Source organism: Nitrospira sp. (assembly GCA_005116745.1).
Lineage (GTDB): Bacteria > Nitrospirota > Nitrospiria > Nitrospirales > Nitrospiraceae > Nitrospira_D.
In genome coordinates this window covers 72,613-82,834 of record SWDS01000006.1, presented here as the reverse complement: position 1 = coordinate 82,834, position 10,222 = coordinate 72,613, and the positions used below count along the sequence as shown (strand labels likewise).

The following is a 10,222-nucleotide window of genomic DNA, read 5'->3' as shown; positions in this document are numbered from 1 at the left end:
AGGATATCCGGAACTATGGCCATCTTAAGAAGCTTAAGTAAGCGCCATTCGGGTCAGAGTGTAATTTCGGAGGAGCGGTTAGCTCATTTCGGACACCCCCCGTTTCTTCGATCAACCGTCGGACGACTCGGCTGCCAATTATTGCCGCGCTGGATGGCGTGATGGGAATACGGCGGCAGGCTGTGTCGCGGCAGGCACGCCATCGTTGGGAGACCTCGTGTACCACTGAGGTGTGCAACTTACTTCCCCGTTGTTTTGGCTGTCAACGAAACAGCCCTGCCTTCGATCGACGTGCAAACCGGCCAGTTGCGCCCATTACAGAGCTGGGAGGTCTTTCACGACAACGCGCGCTATCACGGCGGATGCGAAATTAGTGACAATCTCAAACACCTCACTTATCGTAGGTGAACGAACGCCACCGTGAACCATAATCCGATCAATAAAGGTACGATCCGAGTTTCGGTCGCCGTCAACATTCAACGGAGAGACACTATAGAAGAGGGCTTCGAGAAGCTCCCAGAAATTCCGTTGGCCTGGTTTCACCTCCCGCACTTCTGTAACACGAGGAAGGTCCCGATTCCGCTTCGCAACCTGCTCGAGCTTCGCATGGGCATCAGGCGTCGCACCATCAAAGTGGATAGGTACCAACCGACGGTCCATCACCCTCCCCGTCCTCCAGACAGCTGAGTCAGTACGGACCTGAGTGAAATGCATAACGAGCTGGTTACGATATACCCTGAGAGCATGTGCCGCTACGAAAGCATCTCGGTCGATCCTTGATGCCCAATGTCGCAATGCCGTGGGTGCCTTGGCAGATGATAGATACGTAACGAAAGGCTCGCGGCCTGAAATGCCTAGAACCTCTTGTAGTAGGACAAGGTTGGTAACGTCACCGAACACGATCGCAGCTCGGAGCATCGCGTCCATCTGGTCGCCAATCCAGACCGCTTTGATAAAATTTTCATTTTCCTGCTCTGTAAGGGGAAATGTATCCCCTGGCTCACCTTGAACTTCAGCCGCGAGTCGTCGATGTGCAATCGCGAACGGTTCCATCTGCCGATATGCGTAGGTTGTGCGCCCAAAGCTGCTAGAGCCTCCCGGGGCTCTTTCAAGAATCGTTTCGTAGTAACTTTTAGCCATGAACTAACATACATATAAAGCAATGGGGGGCAGTGCAATTTCAGGTGGACAATCGGTCCAGCTGGACGTCCCGCGTTCCTTCTTGCGACCACCTTCCGACTTAGCTGCCAATTTCTTCTAGGCCGCTGTGAGCCGGACCTTCACTACCTTGCCGAGCTTCACATGCTGCTTGGCTTGCTAGAGATCGTGATTGTCCTGCATGGCAAGCCAACTCTCCGGAGAACGGAGCGTGAGCGGAGTCGGCTGGAGCGATTTGTTAGGCGGTTGTTTGCCGGGCTACTTTTCCAACCACCTGCCACCGCGCCTCGATCGTGTCCGCTGACAAGTCGGCCCCACAATCCCATTCGACAAAATACCCGCCATTGATGACCTTCTTAAATTCGGTTTCGTTTCGAAGCGCCTCGAACGCCTCATACTGTAGATACGGGCTGACATCAAACCGGCCAACCCGGCCATCATCCGCCACAATGGAGAGGACCCAGTTCGGTTGTGCCTGGAGTTCCACAATTCTCATTGATCAAGTCCTTTGATTGGAAAAGGTGTCTTACCGTTGACCGCCAAGTCCCAGTCAGCCAGCAAATCTTCTTGATGAATCTCAATCCATGCGATAACCAGTTTGTGCTTATTCGGGGGCAGACCACCGGCCAAAAGCGTTCCGTCAGGAATTGAGTACACTGCCACTTGGCCTTAGTAATCGGCATGGATGTGTGGCATGTGATGTTTCTCGATGTCTCGAAAGAACATCCGAATGAGAATGCCGTAAAACATGGAAATCGTTGGCATACTATTTTGCTCTGTTGTCTATAGCATCTAGCACTGTATAGGCCGATCCGCATAGGAGCTGACTATGCCGTGTTCCGCTCGACTGGCAGACTATCGAATGTTCCGAGCATACCTCCATAACGTTGGCGTTTCAACGAGATGCGGCTGCGGGACCACTTGTCACGCGTGTTCATGAAACACACCGAGGTCAGGCTGATCACATTCCCTTGTGGTCCACCATTAGACAATCATGACAGCGACATCGCACGCCTTATCACGTAGTGCCTGGTGGAATACGGGGTTAGGCATTGTAGCGATACTGGACATTTCACGCATTCAGCTGTACAGTAACCTGTACATTACGGGAGGGTGCCATGGATACGCTGACCTATACCACCGTTCGTGCCAATCTCGCTCGCGCAATGGACCGGGTGTGCGATGACCACGAAGCCCTGATTATTACCCGCAACGGCGAACAGTCCGTCGTAATGCTGTCGCTCGAAGACTACAAGGCGCTGGAAGAAACCGCCTATCTCCTACGAACGCCCGCCAACGCCAAGAGACTTCTCTCGGCAGTTGCGCAACTGAACGCGAGCGAGGGCGTTGAGCGGAAGCTGGCCAAGTGAAATTGGTCTTCGCAGACGAGGCATGGGAAGACTACCTGTATTGGCAGAAGCACGACAAACGCATGGTGGAACGGATCAACAAGCTCATCCGTGACACACAACGCGAACCTTTCGGTGGCGTCGGCAAGCCAGAACCATTGAAGCATGCGCTATCGGGGTTTTGGTCGAGGAGGATTACGGACGAACATCGCATGGTGTATCGCGTGGTCAATGATGCGCTAGAAATTGCGCAGCTTCGATTCCACTACTGATTCAAGACGTCTCTCACTGTTCAAGCCGATCCGCATAAGAACCATTTACGTACTCAACCCTCGGTCCCATCCGGCGATTCTAACGCCGCCAGGTCGATAACAGACCATGTGTGTCTTGCATCAAGTTTTATCGGGAGTAGCAAGCAGCACCGCTTACTGCATACCTATTGTGAGGCGTCATTCGGTTCCGCACCAGGAAACCACTCTGTGTGTTGATCCCCTTGGCGACCGAAATAGGTGACTCGCTTGCCTCGAAGGTAGGCCATATATCCCTGCACTCCGGCCTGCATGGCACGCCCGCAGAAAACCCGAAACTTTTGCCCCGGTTGTTGACTGTCCAGAATTGCCGCCTTGAGTGCCGCCACATCAAATTCTTCGGCTATCGAGGGGAGCTCCTCAAAGATGAGGGGCGCTAGAACCGTAGCCCCTGAAGCGCTGTAGAAGGTGAATGAGCGAGTGGCATAGTCCACGTGATACGACTCGACGCCGTTCGAGATGAGCTTCCCAACAATTTCAGGAAAGGGCATTGATCCATCCTGCGTCGCCTTTGCCAGCAAGGCAATTTCGTTTGCGTTCATGTAGGACCTCTTGGGTGATGGTATAACGTCAATCGCTGTATATGGGGCCACATGAGAGCCAGATATGCTGGGATTTATCCATTTAGCATTTCACCGAGCGGTCCGAGCATAATGCCAGACTCGTTGGCACTGCAATGAGAGCGGCCGGAGCTTGTACTGCGGTATATGACTACGCAACCAACCTGACGGCTGCCTCGTGCGTGAGCTTGTCGCGCCGCGCTACCAGATTTATGTCCGTCTTGAAGAGCCACGCATCAGGTTCTCTTCGGATCAATGTGCTTCGTCCATTCATCCATCGTCGTAACCGGATGAATTGCGCCGATTTGGGTTGGCGCCAACGGTTCGAAAAATTCCAAGAGAGACTGATAACTCTTGGCTTGAACGGTGATGTAGTACGTATGTTCCGTCACCGCCACATAGGCACTCAGGATCTTCACCCCTTTCTTGGCGGCGAGGTCCCGCTTGGCCCAGAACTCATTGAGCATCGTGGCTCCCTCTTTACTTCTTCCAGGGCAATTCTCAGGCGTGTGCGTCCAATGAGCTACAAACAACATCCCGTCGTTATCATCCATAACTTTCCTCCTCGTTTAAGCCCAATAGGGGGCAGAGTGCAATTTCAGAGGGGCAATCAGCTTGTTTGGGCCGGCCCGCATTCCTCCCCATTAGGTGCGCTTTCCGCCGCCACCCGGTTAGGGAAAGATACCTCGAGCACCACACATCCGACATCCGTCTTAAACGGACCGTGATGTTCTCCGGGAGGGCGGCTTGCGTACTCTCCCGCTTCAAGCCACCGATTGAAGGCTTGGTCGTACAGCCGCCCGCTAACAATGAAGACCTCCTCCGGGTAGGCATGGGTCTTTCCCCCGAACGCTGATGTATCGGCGCCAGGTAAGAAGCGAGTCAGCCTGGTGTATTCGCCCGTATCTGGATCGATACTCAGTGTGATTTCCTCGGCCATCCCCTCCAGAGCTTTGATGGGAGTCCAGCGGGTTCGTTGATCGGGAGCCAACGGGTTCCAGTAGGTGGTGGTGGATTTCGACATTCCAGTCCCGGCAAAAGGGTGGCTCAGTTGTTCCGTGCGCCGAAGGATTATTTTCGCTGGGTCTTTCGGAACTCCCATGGGGGAATCGGTTCAGGGTCTTCCCACAGTCCCTTCTTCGCCTCCCGTGCTTCCAACTCAAGCCGTTCCAGTTCAGCGTTATCCGGTGCGGACTTCCGAGACCACCAGCATCGGCCCTCCTTCACCAAGGCATGATTCACGTTGGTTCCGTCCGCAAGCAGCACATCGGCCATGATTCGCCCGTACTTGTCCTTCCCATAGGGCTCGATCGTGACTTCCATGGCAAAGACGAGGGCCGAGATTGCTTCCTTCACGTCGTCACCATAGGGTTGGTCCTTCTCAGGACAGTCGAGACCATGCAAATGGATACGTTGCGTCTTCCCGAGGCGCACCACTTCGATCGTGCCCCCCTCAAGAACCCTGACCACTTCGCCGCCGAAGGGAAATGCTTCGGCTGAGATCAAAAGAAAAAGCAGCGCCAGGGGAAGAACTCGTAGCGTCATGAGATGTGCCACCCCAATGGAGACAGGTTCGTGATGCTTCCGTAGCCAGTCTCGGTCCCACGCCCGTATCTAACGGGGATGAAGACCGGAAACCGATCGTGGCGGCCGAGAGCAAAGGACATGGTTGAACAGCCTGAAACAAAAGCGAGCCGTATTGTAGGAGGGCCACTGTTGAAGGTGCAAGAAGTGGGACAACCCTTCCGATTTCTGTCCGGATCACACCACACACGCTGCACAGCCTTATCACGTAACGTCGATTGGGACGATGGGTTGGATACCTTGGTGGCGCATGCGCTCTCGGGGTTTTAGTCGCGGCGTAGTACAAATGAACATTGCATGGTCTATCGCGTGGTAAATGATGCACTGGAAATTGTGCAACTTCGATTCCGCTACTGATTCCCACCGCTTAACACGCTATTTGGCGCTTGACCATCGGCCGCATCTGGCGATGCCTAAAGCCGCCAGCTCCGCGTACGTCTCCAACGTTCGTCGCGCTGCTTCCTCATCCAGTCTGCTGATGGCAAAACCGACATGGACGATGACATAGTCCCCGACTCCAGCTTCCGGTACCAGAGCCAAAGAGACGGACTTCGTAACGCCACCGAACGACACCGTCGCCATACGAAGCTGGTCATCTTCGATGTTCAGAACTCGGCCCGGGACTGCGAGACACATTGACTCTCCTACTCTTCAAGTTTCAAGTTACGAGTTCCATGTTTCATGGTTTCTGGTACCCATCTCCATAACGTGTAACATGAAACCCGGAATTAGAAACGGTTCACACTTCACGCGATACGCTGTGCGCCGCTACCACCGCCTGGCCCAAAGATAATCCCCCATCATTGGGTGGAACCAGTGCATGGCTATAAACCGTGAACCCCGCCTCCTCTAATTGTCGCCTGGCCAGCGACAAGAGCAGCCTATTTTGAAAACAGCCGCCAGTCAGGGCAACGCGAGGGAGGCCAGCCGCTTGAGCAACACGCACGGTCGCCTCGGCAAGGCCCATATGAAATCGCCCGGCAATCAGTTCAGGACTAATCCCTCTGCGAAGATCATCCAACATGGCACTCACCATTGGACACCAGTCAATCATCCACTGTGTATCGGAACTGTGACTGGGCACCAGATCCATCGGATATCCTTCGACCATGACTCCACCAGCCTCCACTGCTTGCTCTGCAGCAAACTGAACGCACATGGCCGCCTGCCCTTCGAAGGACGCCTGATGACACAAGCCGGTGAGCGATGCCACGGCGTCGAACAGCCGCCCCATGCTCGTCGTCCAAGGTGACGCGATGTCGGACTTTAGTACGCCTGCGAACTTCTCACGCTGATTGTGCGACACATTCCAAGAAGGTACATCGTGCACCAGCATCCTCTTTCCCATCAGCTCCCACAGGACAGCAGCGGCGGATCGGCCCGGCTCCTTCATGGCCGCTTCTCCACCCAACAACCGAAAGGGTTTGAGGGACGCAAACCGAGTGAACTGCCGGTAACTTGCGATCAAGAATTCTCCTCCCCACACCTGGCCGTCCCCTCCATAGCCGGCCCCATCCCAGGCAATGCCAAGCACCTCGCCATCAAGTTGGTGTTCCGCCATGCAAGAGGCCACGTGAGCATGGTGATGCTGTACTGGGATTAACGGGACGGACAAGGTCGCGGCCAGTTCTCGCCCGAAACTGGTCGAGCGATAGTCCGGGTGGAGATCGCAGGCGATGGCCCGTGGTGTGACATCAAGCAACCGTTGGAGATCCTCGACCGCCTGCCGGAAGGTCCTGTCAGCTTCGAAGGTGGAAAGATCGCCAAGATGTTGGCTGAGCACAACACGATTGCCTGTCAGAAGAGCGACGGTGTTCTTCAGGTGGCCGCCCAGGGCAAGGATCGGACCCTGGACTCCACTTGCCAGAACATCACCCCAGCGGATGGCTAGAGGGACATAGCCTCGCGCGCGCCGAAGGATCATCACATCGGCTCTTGGTTTTTCCTTTTGTTCCCCATCCACCGACAGAACTTTTCCAGGAACCACCAATACCACCGAATCATCGACCGGCCTCGCGATCGGCCGATCATGCACGAGCAGCGCGTTAGCAATGCCTTTGAGACGAACCAGCGCCTCTCGCTCATCGGTCACAATCGGTTCTTCGGATCGATTGCCGCTTGTAGCCACCATGGGCCGCTGGAGCGACGCCAGCAAGAGATGGTGCAGGGGCGTTGCCGGCAACATCACACCCAAATAGGGATTGCCCGGTGCCACGGCATCGGCTAAGCCTGCGTCTCTGCGCTTGTGGGCCAAGACAATCGGCGCTTGCGGCGAGCAGAGGAGCGCTTCCTCGTCTGACGACAACAGGCAATCGTCTCTGATCGCATCAACGGACGGGAACAGTACGGCGAAGGGTTTCTCTGGCCTTCGTTTCCGATCCCGTAATCGTCGGACAGCCTCCTCTGATTTCGCATCGACCCAAAGCTGAAACCCACCCAGTCCTTTCACCGCGACAATAAGTCCTTGATCGAGCATGACGTGAGCCTGCTGCAAGGCATCCTCAGGGCCCGAAATTTTATGCCCCTTCTCATCCCACAAACTTAGGTGTGGACCACAAGTGGGACAGGCGATCGGTTCCGCATGAAAGCGCCGATCTGATTCCGTGGAATATTCAGTACGGCAGGCCGGGCAGAGATCGAAGCTTGCCATGGTCGTATTGGACCGTTCGTACGGGATCGCTGTGAGCAGGCTATAGCGTGGGCCGCATTGTGTGCAGGTGAGGAATGGATACCGGAAGTGACGGTCGTGTGGGTCGGCGAGCTCACGCTGACAGTCGGCGCAAGTCGCAAGATCCGGAGAAATGACGAGGACTCGTTGGCCGGATTCCGCGCTCTGGTTAATCGAAAAGCCGGCGGCGTCGAGTACTGGAACGACCGTCGTGCTCACGGTCTCGACGGAAGCTGAGGACGGGGCGTCGGTGCGCAATCGCTGGAGAAATTCTTCGACGACCGGTAAGTTCCCTTCTACTTCGATCAGCACATCGTTTCTTGTGTTCTGAACCCACCCGGTCAGCCCCAACTCACGTGCCAGCCGATAGACGAACGGGCGGAAACCCACACCTTGCACCGTTCCCTCCACCTCGACCCGCACGCGCTGAGCAAAAGCGTCACTCATTCCTGGACTACCAATTCGTGAAGCACGACTTCCGATTCGGTGGGTCTCGCGATCACCGCATCTCCGCAAACCGGACAGACATGCTCTGATTCCGTGACCATTGTGTCTCGAGCACAGCGGGGACACCAAGCCTCTCCTGGGACAGGGATGATTTCCAATGCTGCACCTTCGGCCTTCGTGCCACGAGCAGCCAGCTCAAATGCCATCTGCAATGCGGAATGATCATGAGTCAGCAAGTGAGACAGTGCGCTGACTTTGAGCCGCACTGCGGATAATCTGGCGAATCCAGTTCCGTTCAGCTTCTCTCCCACAGCCTTCACGACTTGTGTCATGAGATGAAACTCATGCATGACAAGCTTCACATTCCAGGATGATCTGTTTCAAGACTTGATCCAACGCCTCGCCCATAGGGGGCGACAACGGTTGGCCGATTTCCGTATTCCCTACCTCAACTCCGTACACGATGATGGTAGCTGGCAGGACGTCCATTGCTCGGGCCAGCTCGATCGCCTCCGAGACCCCGATGGCATGGCTGAAGCGAGAAAAGCCTTGTCCACCGATCGGGCTCACCGACGCATCGAGTCGATGGACGCTGCCAGGAGCCTTCCCACTGCGCACTGCATCGATCAGGATCGCGACGGACGCACCTTTCATCAGGTCGATAAGGTCAACGCCCGCCATCTCCGCTTCGATCACCTCGACTCTGTCACCGAGTTCTTGTCGGATCCGGCGGGCCGCCATGAGTCCGACCGCGTCGTCTCCTCGCATGCCGTTACCAAGACCGATGATCCGAATAGCGGATGAATGAGGACTGTCCTTCTTCACGCAGCCCCTTCCCGTGTGATCTCCAGATTCAGAAAATGCGTCGCGCAGGAAATGCAGGGATCGTAGCAACGGATGACCCGTTCGCAAGCCAGCGCCACCTCCTTATCAGGAAGATGTAAGAGGCGTGGCATGAATAGACGCAGATCCTGTTCGATACGAGATTGGTTCTGGGAGGTCGGTGGAACGATCTTGGCTTCACGGATCACACCGTCGCCATCCACCTGGTATCGATGGTAGAGAATTCCCCGTGGCGCTTCCGTACAAGCCATCCCGGTGCCTGGTCGAACGACGACCGGGAGCGCCGGCACAGGTGGAGGTTCGTACCGCTCGATGAGGCGCAGTGATTCTTCCAACGCGTAGAGGATTTCGACCGAGCGTGCAATGATCCCATGGAACGGATTCCGAAAGGGCAACGCAATCGTACAGTTGGTTAAGACCTGCTTGGCCAACGGCGTCACATGCTCCTGATTCAGGTTCAGACGAGCCAGTGGGCCGACCAGATAGGGCGAACCTTGTAGGGCACAGTGAAGCGCGGTGGAATAGGCGACCTGGTATTCGGTGAAATGTTGCTCGAACTCGTTTGCCGAAATTTGCAGTCCACTGGATACAGCAACCTGACCTTCATTGAAGGGATACTCATCAGGGTGACGAAGCGCGACATATGTGTAGTCGAGCTTAAAATCGGGATAGTCGAAATCTGCGACCCAGCGCACGGTCTCGATTGCTGCATCGCGCGCCCACAGAAGTTCATTTTTCAATCCCTCCAGCTCGCTGCGCCGGGGCACCCGCGAGAAACCACCCACCTTCACGGAGACCGGATGCACGGAACGGCCGCCCAACAATGTCATGATCGCATTGCCGGCCTTCTTGAGCCGCAAGCCTCGTGTCACCACAGCCGGATGATCCTTCGCCATCGCAATGCCGCTGTCATACCCGAGAAAATCCGGCGCCTGGAGCATGTACACATGCAGCGCATGGCTTTCGATCCACTCGCCGCAATAGATGAGCCGCCGCAGGTCTCGCAACGCCCCTTCGACACGCAGGCCAAAAATCTGCTCGATCGCATGGACTGCGCTCATCTGATACGCCACCGGGCAAATGCCGCAGATCCGCGCAACAATGTCCGGCACTTCGCTGTAATGCCGCCCTTGCAAGAATGCCTCAAAAAACCTCGGCGGCTCAAAGATCTTGAGCTCCACACCCTGGACCGTTCCATCTTTCACAGTGACGCGAAGGGCGCCTTCGCCTTCAACGCGCGCCACCAGGTCGACGGCAATCGTCCTCGTGTTCTTCGGCTCTTGTTTGCCCGTCACCCTCTACTCC

13 protein-coding genes and 3 pseudogenes are annotated in these 10,222 nt (G+C 55.8%); 3 read left to right on the top strand and 13 right to left on the bottom strand.

Going from position 1 to position 10,222, the window contains the following annotated elements; translation table 11 throughout:
* Positions 1-315: 315 nt before the first annotated feature.
* The 4 genes and pseudogenes from E8D52_05960 to E8D52_05945 form a co-directional block, all read right to left on the bottom strand.
* On the bottom strand, positions 316-660 hold the full coding sequence (locus tag E8D52_05960) for a hypothetical protein (GenBank protein ID TKB68553.1): 345 nt from the start codon (positions 658-660) through the stop codon (positions 316-318).
* Between the two features lie 597 nt (positions 661-1,257).
* Positions 1,258-1,365 (bottom strand): annotated as a pseudogene (locus E8D52_05955) (addiction module antidote protein, HigA family).
* Positions 1,366-1,396: 31 nt separating this feature from the next.
* Positions 1,397-1,654, bottom strand: coding sequence for a DUF2442 domain-containing protein (locus E8D52_05950; GenBank protein TKB68552.1), 258 nt, complete (start codon positions 1,652-1,654; stop codon positions 1,397-1,399).
* Positions 1,651-1,908, bottom strand: a pseudogene (locus E8D52_05945) (DUF4160 domain-containing protein). Before E8D52_05945 ends, E8D52_05950 begins: the two are co-directional and overlap by 4 nt.
* A gap of 368 nt (positions 1,909-2,276) precedes the next feature.
* Here E8D52_05945 and E8D52_05940 point away from each other — a divergent pair.
* Together E8D52_05940 and E8D52_05935 are read left to right on the top strand one after the other, a co-directional pair.
* Positions 2,277-2,528 carry a type II toxin-antitoxin system prevent-host-death family antitoxin gene (locus E8D52_05940; protein ID TKB68551.1) on the top strand — a complete coding sequence of 84 codons (252 nt, stop codon included), beginning with the start codon at positions 2,277-2,279 and terminating at the stop codon, positions 2,526-2,528.
* Positions 2,525-2,779: a Txe/YoeB family addiction module toxin gene (locus E8D52_05935; protein ID TKB68550.1), complete on the top strand. Its 255-nt coding sequence runs from the start codon at positions 2,525-2,527 to the stop codon at positions 2,777-2,779. Before E8D52_05940 ends, E8D52_05935 begins: the two co-directional genes overlap by 4 nt.
* A gap of 164 nt (positions 2,780-2,943) precedes the next feature.
* Here E8D52_05935 and E8D52_05930 read toward each other — a convergent pair whose 3' ends face one another.
* The 4 genes from E8D52_05930 to E8D52_05915 form a co-directional block, all read right to left on the bottom strand.
* Entirely contained in the window at positions 2,944-3,357 is a 414-nt protein-coding gene (locus E8D52_05930; GenBank protein ID TKB68549.1) for a DUF1398 domain-containing protein, read from the bottom strand.
* Between the two features lie 254 nt (positions 3,358-3,611).
* Positions 3,612-3,929, bottom strand: a complete 318-nt coding sequence (locus E8D52_05925) for a DUF3303 domain-containing protein (GenBank protein TKB68548.1) — start codon at positions 3,927-3,929, stop codon at positions 3,612-3,614.
* 56 nt (positions 3,930-3,985) lie between these two features.
* Positions 3,986-4,399 (bottom strand): hypothetical protein, encoded by a 414-nt coding sequence (locus tag E8D52_05920; GenBank protein TKB69416.1) that lies wholly within the window; start codon positions 4,397-4,399, stop codon positions 3,986-3,988.
* Positions 4,400-4,446: 47 nt separating this feature from the next.
* Positions 4,447-4,920: a nuclease gene (locus tag E8D52_05915; protein ID TKB68547.1), complete on the bottom strand. Its 474-nt coding sequence runs from the start codon at positions 4,918-4,920 to the stop codon at positions 4,447-4,449.
* 120 nt (positions 4,921-5,040) lie between these two features.
* On the opposite strand from E8D52_05915, the pseudogene E8D52_05910 reads away from it, so the two are divergent.
* Positions 5,041-5,316 (top strand): annotated as a pseudogene (locus tag E8D52_05910) (type II toxin-antitoxin system YoeB family toxin).
* An 18-nt stretch (positions 5,317-5,334) separates the two neighbouring features.
* Here E8D52_05910 and E8D52_05905 read toward each other — a convergent pair.
* The 5 genes from E8D52_05905 to E8D52_05885 all read right to left on the bottom strand — a co-directional run bounded on the left by E8D52_05905 (position 5,335) and on the right by E8D52_05885 (position 10,212).
* Positions 5,335-5,595 carry a HypC/HybG/HupF family hydrogenase formation chaperone gene (locus E8D52_05905; protein ID TKB68546.1) on the bottom strand — a complete coding sequence of 87 codons (261 nt, stop codon included), beginning with the start codon at positions 5,593-5,595 and terminating at the stop codon, positions 5,335-5,337.
* A gap of 103 nt (positions 5,596-5,698) precedes the next feature.
* On the bottom strand, positions 5,699-8,074 hold the full coding sequence (gene hypF / locus E8D52_05900; protein ID TKB68545.1) for a carbamoyltransferase HypF: 2,376 nt from the start codon (positions 8,072-8,074) through the stop codon (positions 5,699-5,701).
* Positions 8,071-8,424 (bottom strand): hydrogenase maturation nickel metallochaperone HypA, encoded by a 354-nt coding sequence (locus tag E8D52_05895; protein TKB68544.1) that lies wholly within the window; start codon positions 8,422-8,424, stop codon positions 8,071-8,073. The genes hypF and E8D52_05895 overlap by 4 nt, the downstream gene beginning before the upstream one ends.
* Positions 8,417-8,899 (bottom strand): hydrogenase maturation protease, encoded by a 483-nt coding sequence (locus E8D52_05890; protein ID TKB68543.1) that lies wholly within the window; start codon positions 8,897-8,899, stop codon positions 8,417-8,419. The genes E8D52_05895 and E8D52_05890 overlap by 8 nt, the downstream gene beginning before the upstream one ends.
* On the bottom strand, positions 8,896-10,212 hold the full coding sequence (locus E8D52_05885; GenBank protein ID TKB68542.1) for a Ni/Fe hydrogenase subunit alpha: 1,317 nt from the start codon (positions 10,210-10,212) through the stop codon (positions 8,896-8,898). The genes E8D52_05890 and E8D52_05885 overlap by 4 nt, the downstream gene beginning before the upstream one ends.
* Positions 10,213-10,222 lie beyond the last annotated feature (10 nt).

What these genes read in the sequence shown, in the direction of transcription:
- E8D52_05960 (TKB68553.1), bottom strand. Translation starts at nt 660, where the DNA reads ATGGACCGTCGGTTGGTACCTATCCACTTTGATGGTGCGACGCCTGAT.
- E8D52_05950 (TKB68552.1), bottom strand. Translation starts at nt 1,654, where the DNA reads ATGAGAATTGTGGAACTCCAGGCACAACCGAACTGGGTCCTCTCCATT.
- E8D52_05940 (TKB68551.1), top strand. Translation starts at nt 2,277, where the DNA reads ATGGATACGCTGACCTATACCACCGTTCGTGCCAATCTCGCTCGCGCA.
- E8D52_05930 (TKB68549.1), bottom strand. Translation starts at nt 3,357, where the DNA reads ATGAACGCAAACGAAATTGCCTTGCTGGCAAAGGCGACGCAGGATGGA.
- E8D52_05925 (TKB68548.1), bottom strand. Translation starts at nt 3,929, where the DNA reads ATGGATGATAACGACGGGATGTTGTTTGTAGCTCATTGGACGCACACG.
- E8D52_05920 (TKB69416.1), bottom strand. Translation starts at nt 4,399, where the DNA reads ATGTCGAAATCCACCACCACCTACTGGAACCCGTTGGCTCCCGATCAA.
- E8D52_05915 (TKB68547.1), bottom strand. Translation starts at nt 4,920, where the DNA reads ATGACGCTACGAGTTCTTCCCCTGGCGCTGCTTTTTCTTTTGATCTCA.
- E8D52_05905 (TKB68546.1), bottom strand. Translation starts at nt 5,595, where the DNA reads ATGTGTCTCGCAGTCCCGGGCCGAGTTCTGAACATCGAAGATGACCAG.
- hypF (TKB68545.1), bottom strand. Translation starts at nt 8,074, where the DNA reads ATGAGTGACGCTTTTGCTCAGCGCGTGCGGGTCGAGGTGGAGGGAACG.
- E8D52_05895 (TKB68544.1), bottom strand. Translation starts at nt 8,424, where the DNA reads ATGCATGAGTTTCATCTCATGACACAAGTCGTGAAGGCTGTGGGAGAG.